We start from the raw sequence: 23,083 nt of genomic DNA on the forward strand, positions 1-23,083 counted from the left end.
AGAAATTATGCAGCAGGCAGAAGGCGAGCCAGATTGACATATTGTTCAAGCGCAATCGTCTCAGGCCGCGCTTGCGGATCGATACCGGCATCAATTAACTGTTGCTCAGTAAACATCCCGGCGACGCAATTCCGCACCACTTTACGTCGCTGCGAAAATGCTTTGGTCACAACGGCTTCCAGGTTTTTTTGCTCGCACGCCAGCATTTCAGCTTTAGGAATCATGCGCACAATCGCCGAATCCACTTTCGGCGGCGGATCAAAAGCCTCTGGCGGCACGATGAATAACAAATCCATGTGATAACGCCATTGCAGCATGACAGACAAACGTCCATACGCTTTACAGCCCGGCGTTGCGACCATGCGCTCAACCACTTCTTTTTGCAACATAAAATGCTGATCCTGAACCAGCGGCGCAATTTCAGCGAGACGGAACAACAAGGGGCTGGAAATGTTGTACGGCAAATTACCGACGACCCGTAATTTCTTTCCTTCCGGTACAGGAATAGAGGAGAAATCAAATTTAAGCGCATCGCCTTCATGTACGACCAGCTTTTCGGGAGAAAAACTTTTTTTCAGGCGGGCGACCAGATCGCGATCGAGCTCGACCACATGCATCTGCGGCACACCTTCGAGCAGCAAGCGCGTCATCGCGGCGAGACCTGGGCCGATCTCAACCATCGTATCACCAGCCTGCGGATTGATAGAGCGGATAATCTGGCTCAATACCAATTGATCGGTCAGAAAATTCTGACCGAAACGTTTACGTGGAATATGTTTCATGATGATGATGTTTTGTTTTTTGCCATAACAGCAGCAGTGCGTATCGCGACCTGCATGCTGCGGATATCGGCGTGTCCCACGCCTTTTGCAGCGAGGTCGAGCGCCGTGCCATGATCGACGGAGGTACGGATCAGCGGCAATCCCAAAGTGATATTGACGCCCAGCCCGAAACTCGCATGCTTGAGAACAGCAAGGCCTTGATCGTGATACATCGCCAGCACGCAATCCGCATCCGCCAGATATTTTTGCTGAAACAAAGTATCCGCCGGATAAGGGCCGCTGACATTGATACCCATGCTTTGCGCCTGCTGAATCACGGGGGTGATGACGTTGATCTCTTCAGTTCCGAGATAACCGTTTTCACCGGCATGCGGATTCAAACCAGTAACAAGAATACGAGGCTGAGACAGGCCGAACTTGTCTCGCAAATCGGTATTGATGATCTGTATCGTGCGCAATAAATGCTCTGACTGTATCGCCTGCGCAACGTCTTTTAATGGTAAATGTGTGGTTGCCAGCGCAACGCGTAAAGCTTGAGGCAGATGAGCACTGGCTTCGCAAGCGAGCATCATCACAACTTGCGGTGTATGCGTTTTTTCTGCGAAATATTCTGTATGACCACTGAATTTCACCCCGGCGTCGTTGATCGTGCTTTTCTGCAAAGGAGCAGTAACGACAGCATCACACCAGCCTTGCTCCACCGTTTCGATAGCAACATCCAATGTATGCAATACCGCACGGCCATTACGCGGATCCAGCTGACCGGCAACGACATGCGCACTCAGCGGGCAATCAATGACGCTCATTCGATCTGCGGGAATCGCGGACAAGCCGTAATTTCTGACTGCTTCGATCGAGACTGCCATCAGGCGAATGGCCGGATCAATCTCATTTGCCAGCATCGCCAGATAAGCGGCGTCCCCTATCAGTACTGGTCGGACTTCGTGACGTAAAGACCATGCCGCACGCAACGAGATTTCCGGTCCGATTCCTGCCGGTTCTCCTACCGTCAGGGCAATGACCGGCAATCTTGGTTCAGGCATTATTGATCTTCCCGGTATTCAACATAGGTACGGTCACGCAATTCGCGCAGCCAGTCCTGCAGCGCTTCATCCGATTTACGTTCGCGTAAAGCCTGACGTGCCGTCATACGCTGGCGGTCTTTAGACTGATCTTCGGTTTTACGTTCCAGCACTTGAATCAGGTGGAAGCCAAACGGCGACTGCACAGGATCACTGACTTCATTGATGGCGAGCTTATTCATCGCATCTTCAAACTCTTTGACGGTATCGCCGGGGTAAATCCAGCCGAGATCACCGCCTTTGGACGCACTACCATCAGCAGAATTGGTTTTAGCCAACTCTTCAAATGTTGCTGTTTTATTTTCTATCTGCTTTTTCAGATCCAGTAATTTCTGACGTGCTTCCGCTTCAGTCACGATCTGATTCGCTTTAATCAGGATGTGGCGAACGCGGGTCTGCTGAACCGCCGCAACTGCAGGCTGGCCCTCACTGGCGGCACGCTTCCCGACCAGTTTCAAAATATGAAAGCCATTCGGGCTACGGACGATTTCAGAGAATTCGCCAACTTTGATTTTATTGATCGCGTCAATAAACAATTGCGGAATACGATCTTGTTCACGCCAACCGATATCGCCACCTTTCAATGCTTCAGCGCTGTCAGAATAAGTCACGGCCAACTTGGCAAAATCACCGCCAGAACGTAATTTCTGCACGACTTCTTCAGCGCGATTACGGCGCAAAGCGATTTGCTCGGCAGTAGCATTTTCAGGAATACGAACCAGAATATGCAGTAAGTTGATTTCTTGTTTACCGACTTTGGCAGTAGCTTCTGCTGCCAGGAAATTATCAATTTCTGATTCAGTAATCAAAATTTTGCTATCCACTTCACGTTCGCGAATACGTTGCATCATGATGTCGTCGCGGATTTCTTCTCGGAAACGCGCAAATGAAGTGCCTTCACGTTCGATCTGATTGCGGAATTCCTGCAGATTCATTTTATTCTGCTCGGCCATGCGCTGTAAGGTGCGATCCAGCATCACATCATCAACCCGCATGCCATTTTCTTTGGCCAACTGTAACTGGGCACGGTCAACAATCAAGCGTTCAATTAATTGTTTCTTTAATTCGGCGCGGTCAGGCAAGGCGGTTCCTTGCGCTTTGAGCCGACGTTCAACGGACACTATGCGCTCATTAACCTCTTGCTGCGTGATCACTTCATCATTCACGACTACGGCAATGCTGTTGATGGCTTGTGGTTTAGCAGGGGCTGATACCTGTTGTGCCAGACTGAACTGACTTGTCAGCAAACTTGCGGAAACGGCCAAAACAGAAATAAAAGTGCGTTGTTTCATGTGCAATAAATGTCGCATAATGTTCTAAAAAGCTGGTTAAGCAAGGCGTCAGAGCAGCGTGTTCTGAGAGCGCAAAAGTTGCAATATACACGTTAGCTCTCATTTCACAAACAACCACATCCTGACATTGCCGCAGAGAAAATCGTCAATGACTTTTTTCTCGTCTAAACGAACGTCAATTAACGCTCACTAACCGGTTGATAACCGGAGATATTCCTTTTTAACGCTTCAATCGGGTTATTACCGATACCCAATCGCGCTAAACCGTTCAGTTCAAGCTGAATTGAAAAACCTGAATTATTATTGGTACTGTTCACCGCAAAACGCTGCGCGAGGAAGCGTAAGGACCAGCAATCGGCCTTGTATTCAAAACCAACCAGACCATCAACAACGCGCTTATCCATCAGAGAATAATTGCTGCGACCGACGGCATACCAGCGATTCGCAATCGGCCATTGTCCCGAAATATCGAGCTGTTTCAATGTATCCCGTTGCAGGCGGTAAGACAGATTCAAGATTTTTTTTACATCAGGTTGCCAGCGTATTCCATAACTCGCCTGCACCGATTGATGGGTACTCTGATTCAACTGCAAAGCGGCATCTGCCGACAAAGTCGGTGAGACTTTTCCAGATGCTGCCAGTAATAAGTCTGAACGACTCGGGCTGTTCACGTTATCCAGCGTCACGCGCTGGGTATTGAAATAAAAGCGCTGCCCCAACGCAAGTTTAAGTCTTTCCTCGCCATCCATTTCTATATAGCGGGAGACCAATGCGGCGGTAATCTGATTGGCGTCACCGATACGATCCTGGCCGGTAAAACGATTTTCACTGAAAATCTGCGCAAAATTGAAATCAGCTACACCGCTGTCAAAATTAGGAAAAGCAGACTGTTCGCGATACGGTGTACGTACATAGAACAAGCGAGGTTCCAGCGTTTGTGTGACTTCTTTTCCCAGCAAACTGGATTGCCGTTCAAACACCAGGCCACTGTCAACAGAAAAAGTCGGAACGACACGGTGGAAATTCGGGTCCTGACCGGGAACGATATTGGACAACTGATAAGTGGTCGCATGCAAAGACACTTTCGGCACCACAAAATAGCCAGGTTCAACCATAGGGAATGAGACCTGCGGATTCAGAACCAGCCTGTCACCACGTACTTGTGTGGGATGCCAGAAGCGCGTCAGCATTGCATCTGCGGACCAGTCAAATCCTTTCACATCATGCTGCTCGGCATGAAATTGCAGTTGCGGTAAACGATCATACGGCCGGGCAATAGGTGCTGCATAATCCTGCAATACCTGATAGTTACTGGCACGTAAATTCAGATTCCAGAACGATCCGGTATACGTGAAATTAATGTCGCGCAATAATAAACGCTGCGAAGTCTTGGTAATTGAATTTGAAAAATCCGACGGATAATTATCGTCTGACGCGTAATTCAGATTCCAGTTCAGCGCCAGCTCTGGCAGCAGTTGTTGCTGATGAACAGACGTCAGCGCATAGCGATTGGTATTCGTGACGCGATCATTATTGAGCCCCTCAAGACTGGTTTCGCCACGATATGTTTCGCCCAGATAGCGCCCTTCAGCACCAAGCTGCAAGCCACGACGTGAAATCACCTTAGGATATAAAGTCAGATCACGATTCGGTGCAATATTGAAATAATAGGGTAAGGCAAATTCTGCACCGCCCTTGGATGAGGCACCGAAAACCGGTGGCAGGAACCCGGAATGACGCGCGCCTGACAACGGAAATGTCAGCGAAGGCGTCGCCAGAATTGGCGTTCCCAGAAAGTACAGTACGGATTTGCCTGCGATCCCTTTATCAAGACCGGTATCGAGGTCCAGTGTTTCAGCACGCAAATACCAATCCGGATCAAGCCCATCACAAGTACTGTAAGTTCCCTGATGAATGAGAGAACGCTCTTCATCAATAAAATCGATTTTTTCCGCTTTGCCCTGCGCGTTGTTACGCAACAGTTTGTACACAGGGTTGATCACATTGCCGGAGCTTGAATCAAGCTGGATGCGGGCACTATCCCCTTTGTAACAATCTCCATTACGCTGCAAACTGACCTTCCCTTCAGCGTCGACCTCATCTTCAAGAAAGCGATAAGTGGCCTTATCTGCATTCATGGTCGTCGCACCTTTTACAACTTCAACATCATTTTCAAAGTGGATAAATCGCTCTGGTCTTCCCCACAGACGTTCTGACTGCACGGTCGTCGGGGCGTTTTTATCGTCGGCTTTGGTTTGATTATTTTTCTGGCGTAGTACCAGATCTTCCTCAAAGCTCTGAGGAGCTGTTGTTTGCGCCTGCGCCTGCGCAAAGAAGGCCGGTACGAGCACCGACACGACAATCGCGGGGATAGTAGGAAACATCAGCGGTGAGTGAGATAATACGGGTTTCCTGCGCATGTATTCAGAGGTCAGTAAGCGTTTTGCAAGCATGCTGGTCGGTATCATTCAGACAATCCGCCAGAAATCAGTCGCCTATTATAGGTGAAATGCTGAGAAAACCAGCTGAACAGTGCAGACAAACTAACTCTCTTATTATTTTACCCATGTCATCCACCGTTACACCGACGCAAACACCGACACAAAATCCCGCTTTGCCGGATAAAAAAGAAGAACGCCGCCTCGCTCTGCGTGAATGGCTGACAAATCTTCCGGATCAGGAATTGCTGATAGAAACGATGCGTCCCGCGTCAGCCGATGCCAGTTTTCGCCAGTTCTACCGGATTGACACAAAAAGTGGCAACAGCCTGATCGCCGTTGATGCCCCACCCGCCACGGAAAATTCAGCAGCCTATATCAAGGTTGCCGATCTGTTCCGGCAAATGAATTTATCTGTACCGGAAATTTTTGCGCAAGATCTGACCCAAGGCTTTCTGCTGGTCAGCGATATGGGGCAACATACCTATGCCCATGTACTGAATAATGACACCGCTCATAAACTGTATCTGGATGCGATAGACAGTCTGGTCTTGCTGCAAACTCAGAGCCAGCCGGATGTGTTGCCTGAATACGATCGTGCATTTCTGTTGCGTGAACTGAATATTTTTACTGAGTGGTATATCGGCAAACATCTGGGCGTCACCCTCACCGAAGCACAAACCAAAACGCTGGACAAGGTCTTTGAACATCTGCTCGCCAGCGCAATGGCGCAGCCACAAGTCTTTGTGCACCGCGATTTTCACTCGCGCAATCTGATCTGGATGGACAAAGGCAATCCCGGTATCGTTGATTTCCAGGATGCCGTATATGGTCCCCTTACTTACGATCTGGTGTCCTTGTTACGTGATGCGTATGTACAATGGGATGAAGAAATGGTGCTCGACTGGGCCATTCGCTATTGGGAAAAAGCCAAACGTGCAGGCTTGCCGGTTCCTACCGACATCGACAATTTTTATCGTGACTTTGAATGGATGGGCTTACAACGTCATCTGAAAATTCTCGGTATTTTTACTCGCCTCTCACATCGCGACGGCAAAGACACCTATCTCGCAGACATTCCAACTGTCATGGAATATATACGCAAGACCGCACATCGTTATAAAGAACTGGTGCCGCTGTTGCGCTTGCTCGATGAATTAGAAAATACCGCGCCACAAGTTGGCTATACATTCTGAGGCGACGATAATGAAAGCCATGTTACTCGCAGCGGGACGCGGTGAACGCATGCGCCCACTGACCGATGATTGTCCTAAACCCTTACTGAAGGTGCGCGGCAGACCGCTGATCGTCTGGCACTTACTGAATCTGGCTAAGGCAGGCATCACCGACATCGTCATCAACCATGCGCACCTGGGTCACATGATAGAAGACGCGCTGGGTGATGGCTCTCAATTCGGTGTGCAGATTCAATATTCGGCAGAAGACAGTGCGCTTGAAACCGCCGGCGGTATCGCCCAAGCCCTGTCTCTGATCGGCGAAGATCCGTTTGTTGTTGTGTCGGCCGATATTTACATTCCGCATTTTGATTTTAAAGAATGCCTGAACACGCTGGAAGACAATGATCCATGGGGCAATCCGCACCCTGCCGATCAACGCGATATCGCCTGGCTGTATATGGTGAAAAATCCATCCTTTCATCCCGGTGGCGACTTTGCAATGACGCTGATGGGGCTGTCGAACGAAGGCACACCAAGGCATACCTTTGCCAATGTCGGCGTGTACCGCCCGGAAATGTTTGCCAGCATACGCCCCGGCGATTACGCCAAACTCGGCCCGTTGCTGCGTGAATACATTGATGCAGGTCGCATCGGCGGCGAATTGTATCGCGGCGAATGGCATAATCTTGGGACTCCGGATCAGTTACATGCACTCAATGCGCCGTTGACGTTCAAGCGGTGAAAGCAATGCAAAAACACAGCCATGCCCATTTCCAGCTCCGCCGCCAGCGACTGATGGCGCTGATGCGGGCGCATGGCGGTGGTGTCGCCATCATTCCAACTGCACAGGAACATATCCGTAACAACGATAATCCGTTTCCATTCCGGCACGACAGCTATTTTTATTATCTGTCCGGCTTTGATGAGCCCGAAGCGGTATTGGTATTAATCGCGAATGCAGACGAAGAAAAATCGATGTTGTTTTGCCGTGAAAAAAATCCCGAACGTGAAATCTGGGATGGTTTCCGTTTCGGGCCGGAAGCTGCTAAAACTACATTCGGCTTCGATCTCACTGATGCCATCGACAATATCGACACTGAAATGCCGGATTTTCTGGCTGATGCGCACACCTTGTTTTACAGCACTGCCGCCGAACCGCATCTGGACACGCAGGTACATCAATGGCTACAGGCAGTACGCGCCAGAAGCCGCACAGGAATTCACGCTCCGGCACGCACATTGGACGTGCGGGTCTTGCTGGATGAAATGCGACTGATCAAAGACGAAACAGAAATCGTACTGATGCAACGCGCCGCCAGCATCTCTGCAACGGCGCATACGCGAGCGATGCGCTGTGCCCGTCCGGGTCAATTTGAATATGAACTCGAAGCCGAATTACTGCATGAGTTTCTTCGTCAGGGAGCACAGTCACCCGCCTATGGCTCCATCGTTGCCAGCGGGGCCAATGCCTGTATTCTTCATTATCAGAGCAACCGGGCGCAGATAAAAGAAGGGGATTTGATCCTGATCGATGCGGGTTGCGAATTCAACAGTTACGCTTCCGATATCACGCGTACATTTCCAGCCAATGGCCGTTTCAGCCCTGCACAGAACACCTTGTATAACATCGTGCTGGCAGCGCAGCAAGCCGCACTTGACTGCGCGCATCCGGGCAGCCGGTATATGGATGGGCATCACGCAGCCTTGCGCGTTTTAACGCAGGGAATGCTGGATACCGGTTTATTGAATAAAAACAGTGTCGGCAATCTTGACGACGCGTTGGCAAGTCAGGCTTACCGGCGTTTTTATATGCATGGCACCGGACACTGGCTGGGTCTGGACGTGCATGACGTCGGCAATTACAGAGAAAATGAATATAGCGGCGACGAAAAGCCTTATCGTCTTTTGCAGGCCGGGATGGTCATTACGATAGAGCCGGGCATCTACGTGCAGCCAGCACCCGATGTACCGAAAGAATTCTGGAATATCGGTATTCGCATCGAAGACGATATCCTGATCACTGCTGAGGGCCATCGGAATCTGACCAGCGACACACCAAAAACGGTGACAGAAATTGAAGCAGAAATGCGTACTACATAAATGATGAAACCAACGACTCACGCCATTATCAATGATGTTGACATCGCCATTTGCGGCGCGGGCCCTGCTGGTCAGGCACTCGCTTTGTTGTTGCATAAACAGGGTATAGCGGCAGACAGGATCGCCTTATTCGATGGAAAAACCAGTGCACAGGCGGAACAGGATGCACGCACGATTGCGCTGTCTGCCGGCAGTCGGCAAATTTTAGAGATGGCGGGCAGTTGGCCAGTCAAAGCAACGCAGATCAGCGAAATTCATGTCTCGCGGCGCGGGCATTTCGGACGCAGCCTGATCAAAGCCAATGATTATGCGGTGCCAGCCTTAGGTTATGTTGCGCGTTACGGCGACATCATTGCACCGATGCAAAGAGAGATCGCCCACGCCGGTATCCGGATTCACCGGCCCTTACTGGTCAGCAGTCTGGACGAGGCAGGTGACCATGTGCGCCTGAATCTGCAACATCCTGTCACTGGCGACAACAGCAGCATGAGCGCCAACGTGGTTGTGCAAGCCGAAGGTGGAACATTTTCCGATCAGTCTGCACGCACCTACCGCCACGATTATCAGCAAATCGCCATCATCGCCCATGTCACCAGCGATCAACCTTTGCTGCACCGGGCGTTTGAGCGGTTTACCGAACAAGGGCCGCTCGCCCTATTGCCGCAAGAAGATGGTTATGCGCTGGTCTGGTGTGTGCGTCCAACTGTGGCCGAGCAATTATTAGCAGCCGACGATCTGCACTTTAAACAAGCCTTACAACAGGCGTTCGGTGATCGTATCGGGCAACTGCAAAAGGTATCAGAACGGGTATCTTACCCGCTAGGTCTGAATGCGCAGGCACACGCAACAGCCCGCACCGTCAGTATAGGTAACGCAGCCCAGACTTTGCATCCGGTAGCCGGGCAGGGTCTGAATCTGGGATTACGTGATACGTTCGTGCTGGCGCGTTGCCTGAGCCGCCATGCGCATCAACTGGATCAGCCAGCGGCGGCATTGGAACAATTCATCCGGCAAAGGCAAGCCGACCGCAACATCACGATACGCCTGACCGATACGCTGGCACGTATCTTCGCCAGCACGCCAGATGGCTCACTGATGCAATCGCTGCTGGGCTTGGCTCTTAGTGTCGTCGATATATACAAACCAGCACGCGATGTGCTAGCCGGACATATGATGTACGGATGGCGCGAATAAGGCGGCTTAGTGCTGATCAGATCTGATATTCGCATTGGTTGCCTTACGGGGGTTTTAACGCAGTGCTTTTTTTAAACAGGCTATAATCCGCCCCTGTATTGCCAATATTTAAGGAAACACCATGAAATTACGCACGAAAAGACGCGCACTGAATTACAGCCGTTTATACAACCACCAGCTCGCCACTGTGCTGGAAGCAGCCTACGAAGATTTCCGCATCAGCTTTGCAAAAGACGGCGAATCCCTTTCTGAATCACTCGATTCCCTGCAAAAACTTGGTGCCAGCTATCGCCATTTCAGAAAATTCGCACTGCGTTTTTCCTTCGCACGCTAATCCAGATTTGCGTCGCTATCCGAAGGGCAATACGCCCTTCTTTACCCTTCTCTTCTGTCCTTATTTACCGTCTGACGCCTCGCTCCAAATCCCTCATTCTATCCCTCAATATCGACGCGCCTTCTGGCTCGATAGTGTCTGCAAGCCCTTATTCTATGCAGGGATATCCTGTGCCGATACGACGGAAATAATTTCCCTGATTGAACATAGGGCAAGCTTCACTACAACGATTATTTGATGTCGCTCACTCAATATTGATGAACGGGTCCCACGTAAAACACGCTTCAGTCCGTCCGGTTTTGGCATTGATAATCTGCAGTGCCCACGAGTATTGAACACTGCCTGTTTTCAATACTTCGGAGATCCACGGTGCCGCCATATACGCGGTTGGTAAAGACGAGGTTGGGTTTAATGGATTATTGCAGTACGAAACCAGAGGCGCGATCTGTACTGACGGTTTGGATATAACGCCGTCAGATCCACTCGTAAAATCGTACAACATGCAATTGTAATCAATCCCTGCCGAGGGATTGGTAATCGTCCAGCGCAAGGTATCACCCACTTTACATTTGACCGTCAACTCAGATTTTGCCTGGTCATTGACGACATAATCAGCATCCGCAATCATAAAAATATAGGCGTCAGAATCGTCCCATGATCCCAACGGTGTCGGCTGCGCTATGCTGCCAGGATGCAAGAGGCCGTTTTTGACTGACTTCATCAATGTTGTGGCATCAATCACACACAGAATATCGACGGTCTCAGGTGCCTCACTTTTTAAAGCTAAGGGGGCAATGTGATACTGAATACCGGAAATCGTGATCTGCTGATGTGTCGCGCTCACGGTCGCAGTCAAACCACCATCGACCACGCTTTGCAGAATATTTCCCGCTGCATCAAACTGCAGATAAAGATTAAATGGCTTGTTTTGTATAGAAAACTGATACTGACAAATCTCACTCTGTGTAAAGGGTACCCAGTTAATCGTGCAATTACCGGGGGCACTGCTGATGGATGGGTTCTGATGATCGAACCAGCAGTATTGACCGAACGAGTAGCTGGTATTTTCAAAAATCAATTTGCCAGGATAGGGATGAGACTGACCAACGCCTGCATCAAAAATCACGGCCAGCGAAGTCTCTCCTGTACCCTGAGGATTCAGGCTAGCCACTGGGCTGAGGCTGGTCGCAGGCGGTGGCGTATAACCGCCAGATTCATTATCGGCAAACAGCGTGATCTGCAAGCTCGACGCATTCGCAAGACTGACCAACGGTTTGCCAAGTAAATCACTGAAAGGGAAACCGTAAGAATTCGACGCTGCCGTCACAATGGCCGCATATCGATTGTAATCAGGCGCACCCGTCATCGTGTTCTGGAATGCGAACTGCGGCAGCCAGTTCCAGCTATGATTGCAGTTATACGTATGTTGGTTAAGGCTTGGCGAATATCCATAAAAGCCAAGATTAAATCCGGCAATAAAATTACGTACCACGGCAGACCAAGGATCATTGAAACCAACCGAATCACCAATGCCATTCTGAAATGGGCCAGCGCTGCTGCGCGGCACGTTAAACTGACCGTCGCAGGCATAAATCATCTTCATAAAATCGGCGCTGGCAATCTGAATTGTGCCAGTGATCTGGCTGTCCGGATGAGCAGTCAATCGCAAATTCAACTGAGTGAGATCAAATTCACAACTGTAATCAAAGCTTCTGGCTCGATGGGAATACCCCTTCGCATCCTTACCGCCATCGTATTCTCCTGTCAGCCGCAACGATTGTCCTTCCAGCGCATGCAGATAAGTTTGCAAACTTGGGTAAGCAGCAGGCATATGCAAAGGCGAGACTACCCGCAAAAATTGCGAGCCATCGCTCACAATCGCATCAGGTGCCACCGCCTGACATTGTTGAATCACGGTAGCCGCGTCGGTTTGATAGCCGACGCTTTGTAACATGCCACCTGTGGCATCCAAGGTACTCAAACTCATCGCCAGACCAAACTGATCGACCGAAGTGAGATTCGCACATGCCGTTGGCGAGCCATCGTAGGTGATTTCTATCCAATCGTAACGCAGCGCTAACGCCGTCGTTATCGCCGATGGCGTTGTCGGAATCGAACTCTGGTCATCAGTGCAAAAAAAATATAAACGACCAGAAAATCCCTCCGGGATTGTCACGCTGCTTAGCGTAGACAGTAGCACCGACGTGCAAACACCTATACTGGGTGCGGTCTCACAGCCTGCCGACAGCGTTGCCATCAGCCACAAAAGTTTTTCGTTTCTCGTGGTACTGATATTGACGACCAAATTGCTCATAGCGCTCTCCGGAATGCATGATTCTCAAAACCAACCTTGCAGCATAGTCAGGTCAACAAACAATTTGGTTGACCTGTCATGTGCTTTCAACAATGCAATTGCAAATCATGTGCCAGAATATTTCCGCGCATAAACAGTAACAGTGATAGAACCTGGAAACGCTGTCACCACAAAGAATTTAGCCCTTTAACCATAGAAGAAGCGGATCAAATCGTACCGCGCACGTAATGAGAAAGCGTGTCGCAGCATGATCGTTGACATGTAAAAAATCGCGTTGACATACTGCACTGCAAGAAGTTTTTACATTCACTTCATAGCTTGCTATATTTCTGGCGATGACCCAGAGCAAAAGATGATTTTCTTTTGCGCCGCCAACGCAGGAGCCCAGTAACACATGTCAAACAGCGATGCCCTACCAAAATCCGACGATCAGGAACAGCCTTCCCATCCAGTACACACGGATGACTCTGTGAATTTACGACATTACCAAATGGGAAAAAGTCTGGGCGAAGGTGGCTTCGGACAAGTGCGTCAGGCATGGGATAGCAAGCTGCAACGCTATGTCGCGATCAAACAGTTGAAAAGTCTTGACGGCCACTCGTCGACCGCCAGCCTGATAAAAGAAGCGAGGCTGGCCGCGTCCTTACAACATCCCGCGTTCGTTAAAGTGTTTGCGATTGAGGATGAGTTTGATCCGCCTGCCATCATCATGGAACTGGTGCCGGGGCAAACCTTAAAGCAAAGATTACAGCAAGGCCCGCTGGAAACAACGCAAGCGTTGGATGTTGTGCTGCAAGTAGCACAAGCAATGCAGGTCGCCCATGTCTCAGGTCTGACACATGGCGATCTGAAGCCCTCCAACCTCATGCTTGAACCTGATAGCCGCGTACGCATTCTCGATTTTGGTCTGGCATCACACGCAGACACGCAGTTAACGACCTCGTTGAATCAGCTAGACCCTCAGGGAACCATCGCCTACATGGCACCTGAACGCATGACAGGCTCTGCCGCCACCCCGCAAAGCGACATCTATGCGTTAGGCGTAATCCTGTACGAAAGCGTCTGTGGAAAACGACCATTCGCAAATCTCAATGGCCTTGCCTTGGCTGCGGCACTGATGCAGGCCAATTCTGATAGTTGGGAATTTCCTTCGCTGACACCGCCCGCCGTGATTCAACTGATGATTGCAATGACCACTCGCCAGGCAGAGCGCCGTCTGCCCGACATGCAGCAAGTGATCACGCAGATACAGCAGGCGCACAACACCGATAGCTCTGGCACGGTGTCAATGAAAGCCGAAGCCATGACTCTGCCACAGCATGCGCCAGCCAAGCTCTTCCCCTCTGCGAGCGGGTGGCAGCGCAGCAAGCCCGCCCGCATTCTGATGGCGATCAGCGCCAGCGTATTACTCGCCTTCGGTGCGTGGAAAGCGATCCCTTATCTGAATTTCGACACCAGCCTGCTCAAACCGTATTCCGAAGCCCTGACGATGCAACAGGGGCTTGAGGCATTAAAACTCTTCGACCGCCCCGGCAGTCTCGACAAAGCCCAGCAAAGCTTCGAAACCATACTCAAACATAGCCCGAACAATGCAGCAGCAGTAGCAGGTGTATCACTGGTGTATAGCTATCGCTATGAAACTGAATTACCCGATGAAACCTTGCTCAGGCAAGCCGATGCCAGTGCACAGCAAGCCCTGAAATTGAATCAATTACTGGCCTTGAGCCATGTTGCACAAGCCAAAGCCTTAGCCGCGCAAAGAAAAGCAGAGCGGGCATTACTTGAATACGATAAAGCACTATCGCTGGATGCCGGGAATATTTTTGCCTGGTTTGGCAAAATCAAAATATTAACAACCCTGCGCCGGTATAGTGAGGCGCAGGAATACGCGAAAATACAATTAAACCTGCATCCATCTGAAAGACATTTTGCTGACTTACTGGGTTATGCATTTTTTCAGGAAGACAAATTTGATGAAGCCGAGCAAGCCTTTCGCCACAGTATCGAAATTCAACCGGACGCCGTGTTTGCGTATGCGAATCTGGCGGCAATCTTAGCCAGAAAAAAAGACAGTAGTGCGGCGATGCAAGTGTTGCAGCAGGGCTTGCAGATCAGACCCGGTGCCATGCTCTACGGTAATTTAGGAAACATCTTATTTATGCGTGGTGATTATCCAGCGGCCGTCGCTGCATTCGAAAATGCAGTGTCACCGGTAAAAGGAAACCCGGTCGACTATCTGGGCTGGGCAAATTTAGGCGATGCCTTGTTATGGATGCCAGGGCGTAAGCAGGAGGCGAAAAACGCCTACGAAAAAGCCATAGACTTACTCATGCCCCGATTATTACGCGCGCCCGACAACCCGACGATCAATTCGCAGATGGGCTTATATGCAGCGCGCGCAGGTAATGAAAAAGAGTCGCAGCAATACACAGAAAAAGCCCTGCAATTATTACCAGAAAATGCGACAGTGCACTTTCGTGCGGGGCTGGCATACGAATTGCTGAGTAATCGTGCGCGGGCTCTCGAAGAAATTCATCTGGCCATGAAAAAGGGATACCCGCGTAAATTTATCGAAGCGGAACCCGATTTGCTGGCACTCAGAAAAGATGCACGCTATGAGCAATGAGCAGGGGGGTAGTTGATCATGGAAAATGACTAAGCGAGTGAAGAGAAAGGAAAGCGAAAAATAAAGAGAAACAACAACTGCGGCAACTGGTAATACTTAGTTTTACCTGGTATTTTAAATTCTTGATTTATTGATTAACTGATTCATATAACCTCAACTTTTTTTATAGAAAAATATGACTGCATACGTATTTCTCCTGACCTTACCTGATCCAGTTGAACCACCTGATTTGTCGTCAGTAACGGCCAGTGGGGCTTTTTATTTGCAAGATTCAGATGTTCAGCTTCCCCATCCCGACTTTGAAAGTGGGGATACCCTGAGGTTTGGTTTTACTAATCGCCCGATAGAAAACTGCAGCTTTGCCGCTTTAAAAATGTATCCTGTTATCGATAAGACGCCTGCACGCAATCCATTTACAGGTTATCAGGGGCTGGAATTTTCCATGATCGATCTGATCAATGCAGGGTGGAGCCTGACATTCAGCGAAAAAACACCGAATGGTACCTGGACTTTCAGCATGTATGTGACAGTCAGTGGCTATCAATACCACTTACCCGACCCGGAAATGCAAGTGGGTACGGGCGAACCAGGCTGATAAACTCGTAAAGAGAGTATTGCCGGATCCTTCAGCTAACCGGCAATACTTTTAAAAACCGCCGCAAAGCCTCGCTCGGGGTTTTCAGGATGGCCGCACAGGCTTCAATATCGCCAGCACTGCTTGCCAATGTCTGGCGTATTTCTTCCAGAGGTATCTGTTCAGCGCGGCGTATCGCGCTATGCTGTTCCAGCAATTTATACATTGATGGGCGGGAGATACCAAGTTCCTGCGCGGCACCCTGTATGTACCAATCATTATTGTCCATCGCTTGCAGTACTTCGGCTTCACTGAACTCGTTCATTTTTTTGCGCAGTACAGGCAGGTCATTTGCTGATTCCGCTGCCCCTGCTGTTCTGGTGCGCTCAGTCACATGACTGGTGTTACTTGCTACGCTGCCGACGTTGAAAGCCGTAATATCCTCATTGATGCGTCCATTACGCGGCTGTACCAGAGCAGCGAAATCAGGCGATTCCCCCGCCTGCAAGGCCAGCAAAATACGACGCAACACATGACTGAGCTGGCGGATATTGCCAGGCCATTCATAATTGGCGATGGCACTGACCAAGGATATGCTCAATGACGGTAACGGTGTCAGACTCACTGCGCGACTCTCGTCCAACAGATGCTTCAGCAGCACCCCGATATCCTCACGTCGGCTGCGTAGCGGCGGCAACTGAATCACGAAACTTTCCAAACGACGCAACAGTGCCTGATTAAAATGTTCGCTGTATAAATCCTGGTCGGTCGCCGCAATCAAACGCGCGCTGGAATGCATATCCTGCTGCGCACCTAAAGGACGATAATCACCAGTTTCCAGCACCCGCAACAACATAGGCTGTATCGTCGCAGGCGTATTGCCGATTTCATCTAAAAAGAGACTGGCTCCGGCAGCTTCGCCAAATAAGCCTTTACGCGCCTGCTGAGCACCGGTGTAGGCTCCTTTGACAGCACCGAACAAATCAGCAGCTGCCAGCGATTCATTCAGCGCCGCCATATTGACCGTGACCAAGCTTGCATGGCGACGTTTGCTGTGCGCGTGAATTGCACGTGCGGCAATCTCTTTTCCTGTACCAGTTTCCCCCAGCAATAAGACAGGGAAATCCATCACTGCAATTTGACGTATCTGATCGCGCAATAAAATCGCGGCACTGCCGACACCAATCAGACCTGCGATGTCATTTTTTTTAGGTAAACAACGCATCCAGTGCAGGCAAATCAGTATTGCCCTGCCCAACCCCAGGATCGCTCCCGCAGTGATCTGTTCCGGGCTTACTTGATGAGCGCCCTGAATTTCTACACCATTTAATTCAACCACCATCCGGCTTTCCGGCGGCTGTATGACGATGTGATCGCTGGATGTCCGTAAAATCCGCAAAGGCTCTCGCGAGACACCGCCGTATCCTAACGGCAAACCATCACCCGCCGGATGGCGAAACATTGGCAAAAACCGACTCAGTTCAACGACACCATCGGTATTCGTTGCTATAAATTGCTCACCTATTCTTTGCGCATCAGGATGCCAGACGATGGTCAACCCAAGCAGTGGCCGCTCATCTCTCCGCAAAGTCAGAGAAGGCGAGGTCATTGTCAGATCAGTTTGGTTCATGAAATGAAATAGATAAGCAAACGTGTAAAGAATTGAATGTAAATTCGCTGTGTTGACATGTCAATCAATAAAGAATTCTTTCTTTTTTTTCGACTATAGCCAGAGATTACCGGGCATTCCTGCAAAGCACGGAATTGGTACACGGCTTGCAGTAGTGATCAAATAAATATCAATATTCATGTCGGTATTGATGTGAACACCGAAAAATCGCATAGAAGTGGGCATCAGAAATCGTGAGGTTATCTTCAAACAGAAAATATGCCCGCATTTGCGAATGCAGAGAGAATAAAAATGAGTCAGTCGTTTTGGATAATAGTAAGTTTAGGGCTGCTGCTGTTAGCCGCCGTTTTTGCATTGCAGGCACATCTTGCCCGCACAGTTGCCGCGCGTCTGATCAGTGATGATATTTATTACTACGAAGTACGCAATGAGCTGCTGCGCAAAATCGAAGATGGCAACATGGATGACACCCCGATACTGCTGCAACAAACGCATAGCGGCTTGTTTTCCAAAAGTCGGCATTGCCCTGTTAACCTTATCTGGCGTCCGGCAGTCAGGGTGTTTTTCAGATATTACGCACCTGTTGATACGCGTGACATTGCCATGAAATATAGTGGTGAACTTGGCGGTGCCACGACCACTTACTCCGCCACATTCAATGCCGCTCAAGCAGCTCGAGCAAAGTCACGCTGAATTGTTTAAGTAGTCAGTATCAATTTCACCTCCTGGCCAAATCGCAAAACAAGCCTGTTGCAACACGGGAGATCTTCTTTGATATCGCGATGTGCAAAACCAGCCAAACTCAGGTTTCATTCTGGCGTCACACTTAACTTTTAAAATCCATCGCGTCTATGCATTACAAATGCGTACGACGATATCGACTAATTTAAAGAAAAGGTTAATCTATGCGCCCCCGTTTGAGTTTGCTTGGTATTTTTTGTGCTGTGCCTTCCGCAATTTTTTTGCTGTATGGTTGCGGTAGTTCATCTGACGTTCCCCAGCAAGCGAACAACCCAAATCCACCGGTGACTTCACAGTCGGGATGGACGACAGGCGATTTGCATGTTCATACCATACAATCTGACGACGCCCGCACCACACAAACACTGGATACTGTGCTCGACAAAGCTTTCACCAGCTATGGCCTGGACTGGACCGCCATCACCAATCACCTGCGCTCGTCAAAATATGACAATAACGGCACCCTGCTGGCAAACCCTGTGCCTTTTGCATATGGCATGGAATCGTATGAAATTCCCAGAATCAAGGCATTGCAAGCTTCAGGGCGTTATGCAGACAAGACTATCTTCTCTGGTTTCGAGTGGGATATGCCCACACATGATCATATGGGTGTCAGTATTTTTGATGTAGTAAATGGCAAATTGATTTCATCTACGTCGGCGGCGAAAGAATTTCAATATATGTTCACCACATTGGACGATAGCAAATTTGACGCAGCCGACGTCAGCAAATGGAAAGCAAAATACCCACAACGTTTCAACAGCACCGCAGCAGATGCCTTGCAAGCCATTTCATGGTTGAAGAAAAATTATCCTGACGCCAGTTTTGTCACGATCAACCATCCTTCGCGCAATCCTGGCAAGTACACGATTGCTGATTTCCGCACCATGAATGATATGGCTCCCAACATCATGTTCTCAATAGAAGGTATGGTCGGCAACCAGATGGAACCTGATCGCGGCGGTTATACCTCCAGCTATATCGATGCCAACAAACCAAACCGTGTTTATGGCGGCGTTGATGCCATCGTCGCACAGGTGGGTGGAGTCTGGGATGCCTTGCTTGGCGAAGGTCGCCGTATCTGGAATATTGCCGATTCAGACTCGCATTTCAAAATTGATGACGCTGGCAATAGCAGCGGTTACTTCCCTGGCGAATACGCAAAAAATTATGTGTGGATGAACGACAAAAAAGCAGGCGTCAATGAACTGATCAAAAGCCTGCAATCTGGTCGTATCTTCAGTGTTTTTGGGGACCTTATCAATGCTATGGAATTCACCGTCAGTAATGCCAGCGACGTAAAAAATATGGGGCAAGAGCTGAAGGTCGCCAACGGCAGTACAGTTGATGTCACCATCCGTTTCAAAAGCCCAGCGAAGAACAATTATGAATTTCCGGCAGGAAGCGGCGTATCCGGTAACAAGGCACCGAAAGTGGATCATGTGGATCTGATCGTAGGTGACGTTGGTAGTAAAGCTGCACCGGATTCCAGTGCCTACAATGTGGCGACCAATCCCAGCACCAAGGTCTTGAAACGCTTCACCAGTGCCGATTGGAAAACAGATGCTGATGGTTACAACGTCATCAGGTACCAGATGGTCGTGCAGAAAAGCCAATACCTGCGCCTGCGTGGCACCAACCTGGGCATCAATGTCGCAGACATGACGAACAATGGTGAACCTTTGGCGGATGCGAAAATCACGACCACAGACAACCCCACGCGTCACAACCAGATCAATGATCGCAACTACGCCAGTTTATGGTTTTACTCCAATCCTATCTTTGTCAGCGTGCAGTAAAAGTACCCGTTGTCTTGTGACGCATTAGTTTAGTAGCGTAAGTCGGTTGCCATTCAATTACATCCACAGTACTCAGGATGGCAACCATCAGATAACTTATACTCAGTCCAAAACTCAGTTTTAGTTTATCGGCAAACCGCTGACCGGTTTAATTTCCTCCATACAAATCATCGAACGCAGAGAAGCTACGCCAGATACCTGCATCAGTGTATCCGTCAGAAACTGCGACAGACTTTTCAGATCTTTGGCGACAACCTTGAGAATGTAATCGAAATCGCCTGAAATAGTGTGGCATTCAATGATGTCGGGGAATGCCATCAGTTGACGTTCAACCTCACGCACATTACGAAACTGTTCGCGATCCAGCGACAGGTTCACAAACGCCATGACACCGAAACCAACGGACTCAGGTGCGACTTGTGCAACGTAGCCGCGTATCACTTTTTTTTCTTCCAGCGTTCTGACCCGGCGCAAGGTTTGTGGCGCCGATAAATGTATCTGCTCAGCCAGATGCAAATTACTCATACGCCCATCTTCTTGCAAGCAACGCAAAATGCTGCGGTCATAATTATCCATCTCGACCTCTCATCGGTATATTTTATTAAAAATCTTATTTTAGAAATTTAAACATACTAATTATAGATATATGAAATTAAATTTCTCTTTTAATAAATAAGTCATCGAATTTAGCAATCTAATTATTGACGTGACTGACTACAATCTTCAATAGAACACGTCATTCAACAACGCACATAGATGCGTGAGGCTTTTGCGAAATTCAGAAAATTTCGCAGCAGCTTCTGGAGTACCTGCTCGCCAGCAGATCAACCCCAGTGACGATGTTTCTGCTCAACATATCTACTAAGGAGAACATCATGGTCGCTTTCATTGGTACACAAGACATGCAACGGCATCTGCGTGAGGTCGGACTTGAGAGAGCCATTACCCGCATGGCGGCAATGATCGAGGAAGACTATCTGCGCTGGGAATGCTTCGACAAATCCGCCAGGGTTGCAAATCATTCGGATGTTGGCGTCATAGAACTGATGCCGATTTCTGATGAACGCAACTATTCATTCAAGTATGTGAATGGTCACCCAAAAAACACGGAAACGGGCTTACTGACAGTCACTGCCTTCGGCGTATTGGCCGATGTCGCTACAGGTTATCCACGTCTGTTATCAGAGTTAACACTGACAACTGCAATACGTACCGCGGCCACATCGGCAATGGCTGCTAAATATCTGGCGCGGAAAAACTGTCGCAGCATGGCATTGATAGGTAATGGCGCACAGAGTGAATTTCAGGCTATTGCGTTCTATACGATGTTGGGAATCAAGGAATTACGAATTTACGATATTGATCAGAAGGCCAGCGATAAGCTGGTGCGTAATTTACGCGCTTATCCTCAAATACGCGTCATTCGTGCTGACTCTGTCGCTGATGCAGTCAAGGGTGCAGATGTGATCACGACGGTCACCGCAGATAAAACCAATGCGACAATTCTGACACCGGACATGATAGAACCGGGTATGCACATCAACGCCGTCGGTGGTGACTGCCCAGGAAAAACGGAACTGCATGCGGCAATTCTGCAACGAGCCAACGTCGTTGTCGAATACGAACCACAATCGCGCATTGAAGGGGAGTTGCAGCAAATGCCGGCAGACTTCCAGGTGACTGAATTGTGGACTATCCTGCGCTCAGGCAGCACCTATCGCCAAAGTGCGGAGAATATCACTATCTTTGATTCTGTCGGTTTCGCGTTGGAAGATTTCTCTGCAATGCGTTACCTGGAAAAATACGTCATGCAGCAATCTTCGACCGAACTTGATCTGCTGCCTGTGATGCGCAATCCTAAAGATCTGTTTGGCTTGGGAGTAGGCAGCACAGAAAATAGCGATACCAACCTGCTTAACAATGAAAAAGAATATGATGGCCTTCCTGAAATACCCACTCCAGCTTAAACTTGCGCCCATCTCACCCACATAATTAAAAAAGAATGAAGACTATTTCTTTAATCGGTGCGCCAACGGATGTTGGTGCGAGCGTCAGAGGTGCTGGCATGGGGCCGGACGCACTGAGAGTTGCAGGACTCAACGAAGCACTTGCCGCCCGTCAGTTTAATGTTGTTGATCACGGCAATCTGCACGGCCCGGCCAATCCGTGGCAACAACCAGTCAATGGCTTACGCCACCTGAAAGAAGCAATCGACTGGAATCAGGCAGTCTACGATGCTGTCAATCAGGCGTTGATACAAGGTCATACTCCTATGATGTTGGGTGGCGATCATTGCCTCGCCATCGGCTCGATCAGCGCGGTTGCGGCACATTGCCGACGCGCAGGAAAGAAGCTGCGTGTATTGTGGTTTGATGCGCATGCGGACAGTAATTTATCCACCATCAGCCCGACCGGTAATATTCATGGAATGCCAGTTGCGTGCCTGATGGGGCATGGCCCGCAGGAACTCATCAGTTATGCCGGGCATACTCCTGCGATACAGCCTGCAGATATCCGCCTGATAGGCATTCGCAGTGTGGATGCTGGCGAAAAAAAGTTTATCCACGACATGGGAATGCAGGTATTCGACATGCGCTACATTGATGAATATGGCATGCGCAATGTGATGAGCTCGGCGCTGGCAGATCTGGATGCTGACACGCATCTGCACGTCAGCTTTGACATGGATTGCCTCGACCCTGGTATCGCTCCGGGTGTGGGTACTGCGGTATTGGGAGGCCCGACCTACCGTGAAGCACAACTGTGTATGGAAATGATTGCAGATACCGGCTTGTTGGCATCACTTGATCTGGTGGAATTAAATCCAGCGCTGGACATTCGCAACCAGACCGCAATTCTCGCAGTCGATCTGATCGAGAGTTTGTTTGGCAAATCAACATTGGTGAGAATGTAGAACCATGTTGTAGCTATGCACCGTTACAGAAGAACTCAGTTCAAGCCCGATACTACATTGGCATGCACGGTCAAAATAAAAAATC

Annotated in this window: 18 protein-coding genes; 11 read left to right on the top strand and 7 right to left on the bottom strand. The window is 49.4% G+C overall.

Features of this window, described 5'->3' with window-relative positions; translation table 11 throughout:
• Window positions 1-5 precede the first annotated feature (5 nt).
• The 4 genes from rsmA to Undi14_RS06775 form a co-directional block, all read right to left on the bottom strand.
• On the bottom strand, window positions 6-782 hold the full coding sequence (gene rsmA, locus Undi14_RS06760) for a 16S rRNA (adenine(1518)-N(6)/adenine(1519)-N(6))-dimethyltransferase RsmA (protein WP_200178862.1): 777 nt from the start codon (window positions 780-782) through the stop codon (window positions 6-8).
• Window positions 779-1,825: a 4-hydroxythreonine-4-phosphate dehydrogenase PdxA gene (pdxA, locus tag Undi14_RS06765; protein WP_200178864.1), complete on the bottom strand. Its 1,047-nt coding sequence runs from the start codon at window positions 1,823-1,825 to the stop codon at window positions 779-781. Before pdxA ends, rsmA begins: the two co-directional genes overlap by 4 nt.
• Window positions 1,825-3,156, bottom strand: coding sequence for a peptidylprolyl isomerase (locus Undi14_RS06770; protein ID WP_234030456.1), 1,332 nt, complete (start codon window positions 3,154-3,156; stop codon window positions 1,825-1,827). Before Undi14_RS06770 ends, pdxA begins: the two co-directional genes overlap by 1 nt.
• A gap of 179 nt (window positions 3,157-3,335) precedes the next feature.
• The gene (locus Undi14_RS06775; protein WP_234030457.1) at window positions 3,336-5,540 is read right to left on the bottom strand and encodes an LPS-assembly protein LptD; all 2,205 of its coding nucleotides are present in this window, start codon (window positions 5,538-5,540) and stop codon (window positions 3,336-3,338) included.
• Between the two features lie 182 nt (window positions 5,541-5,722).
• Here Undi14_RS06775 and Undi14_RS06780 point away from each other — a divergent pair, with 182 nt between their 5' ends.
• The 5 genes from Undi14_RS06780 (at window position 5,723) to Undi14_RS06800 (ending at window position 10,400) form a co-directional block, all read left to right on the top strand.
• Window positions 5,723-6,790, top strand: a complete 1,068-nt coding sequence (locus Undi14_RS06780; protein WP_200178875.1) for an aminoglycoside phosphotransferase family protein — start codon at window positions 5,723-5,725, stop codon at window positions 6,788-6,790.
• A gap of 10 nt (window positions 6,791-6,800) precedes the next feature.
• Window positions 6,801-7,514 carry an N-acetylmuramate alpha-1-phosphate uridylyltransferase MurU gene (gene murU, locus Undi14_RS06785; protein WP_200178877.1) on the top strand — a complete coding sequence of 238 codons (714 nt, stop codon included), beginning with the start codon at window positions 6,801-6,803 and terminating at the stop codon, window positions 7,512-7,514.
• 5 nt (window positions 7,515-7,519) lie between these two features.
• Window positions 7,520-8,872: an aminopeptidase P N-terminal domain-containing protein gene (locus tag Undi14_RS06790; protein ID WP_200178879.1), complete on the top strand. Its 1,353-nt coding sequence runs from the start codon at window positions 7,520-7,522 to the stop codon at window positions 8,870-8,872.
• Window positions 8,873-10,066, top strand: a complete 1,194-nt coding sequence (locus Undi14_RS06795; protein ID WP_234030458.1) for an FAD-dependent monooxygenase — start codon at window positions 8,873-8,875, stop codon at window positions 10,064-10,066.
• 121 nt (window positions 10,067-10,187) lie between these two features.
• Entirely contained in the window at window positions 10,188-10,400 is a 213-nt protein-coding gene (locus tag Undi14_RS06800) for a hypothetical protein (protein WP_200178881.1), read from the top strand.
• A gap of 244 nt (window positions 10,401-10,644) precedes the next feature.
• Here the strand turns inward: Undi14_RS06800 and Undi14_RS06805 are convergent, their stop codons facing one another.
• Window positions 10,645-12,714, bottom strand: a complete 2,070-nt coding sequence (locus tag Undi14_RS06805; RefSeq protein WP_200178884.1) for an AidA/PixA family protein — start codon at window positions 12,712-12,714, stop codon at window positions 10,645-10,647.
• Window positions 12,715-13,108: 394 nt separating this feature from the next.
• Here Undi14_RS06805 and Undi14_RS06810 point away from each other — a divergent pair, with 394 nt between their 5' ends.
• The gene (locus Undi14_RS06810) at window positions 13,109-15,340 is read left to right on the top strand and encodes a serine/threonine-protein kinase (RefSeq protein ID WP_200178892.1); all 2,232 of its coding nucleotides are present in this window, start codon (window positions 13,109-13,111) and stop codon (window positions 15,338-15,340) included.
• Window positions 15,341-15,515: 175 nt separating this feature from the next.
• Window positions 15,516-15,935 (top strand): hypothetical protein, encoded by a 420-nt coding sequence (locus tag Undi14_RS06815; RefSeq protein WP_200178894.1) that lies wholly within the window; start codon window positions 15,516-15,518, stop codon window positions 15,933-15,935.
• Between the two features lie 31 nt (window positions 15,936-15,966).
• Here the strand turns inward: Undi14_RS06815 and Undi14_RS06820 are convergent, their stop codons facing one another.
• On the bottom strand, window positions 15,967-17,523 hold the full coding sequence (locus Undi14_RS06820; RefSeq protein ID WP_200178896.1) for a sigma 54-interacting transcriptional regulator: 1,557 nt from the start codon (window positions 17,521-17,523) through the stop codon (window positions 15,967-15,969).
• Between the two features lie 312 nt (window positions 17,524-17,835).
• Here Undi14_RS06820 and Undi14_RS06825 point away from each other — a divergent pair, with 312 nt between their 5' ends.
• Window positions 17,836-18,237 (top strand): hypothetical protein, encoded by a 402-nt coding sequence (locus Undi14_RS06825; protein ID WP_200178898.1) that lies wholly within the window; start codon window positions 17,836-17,838, stop codon window positions 18,235-18,237.
• Window positions 18,238-18,449: 212 nt separating this feature from the next.
• A complete protein-coding gene (locus Undi14_RS06830) occupies window positions 18,450-20,084 on the top strand; it encodes an S-layer protein (RefSeq protein ID WP_200178900.1) in 1,635 nt (544 codons plus the stop codon).
• A gap of 120 nt (window positions 20,085-20,204) precedes the next feature.
• On the opposite strand, the gene Undi14_RS06835 is transcribed toward Undi14_RS06830, so the two are convergent.
• Window positions 20,205-20,660, bottom strand: a complete 456-nt coding sequence (locus tag Undi14_RS06835) for an Lrp/AsnC family transcriptional regulator (protein WP_200178902.1) — start codon at window positions 20,658-20,660, stop codon at window positions 20,205-20,207.
• A 299-nt stretch (window positions 20,661-20,959) separates the two neighbouring features.
• Between Undi14_RS06835 and Undi14_RS06840 the strand changes: the two genes are divergently transcribed.
• A complete protein-coding gene (locus Undi14_RS06840) occupies window positions 20,960-22,051 on the top strand; it encodes an ornithine cyclodeaminase (protein ID WP_200178904.1) in 1,092 nt (363 codons plus the stop codon).
• A 35-nt stretch (window positions 22,052-22,086) separates the two neighbouring features.
• On the top strand, window positions 22,087-22,998 hold the full coding sequence (gene rocF / locus Undi14_RS06845; RefSeq protein ID WP_200178906.1) for an arginase: 912 nt from the start codon (window positions 22,087-22,089) through the stop codon (window positions 22,996-22,998).
• Window positions 22,999-23,083: the final 85 nt, after the last annotated feature.

It is taken from the genome of Undibacterium sp. 14-3-2 (assembly GCF_016595265.1).
Lineage (GTDB): Bacteria > Pseudomonadota > Gammaproteobacteria > Burkholderiales > Burkholderiaceae_D > Undibacterium > Undibacterium aquatile.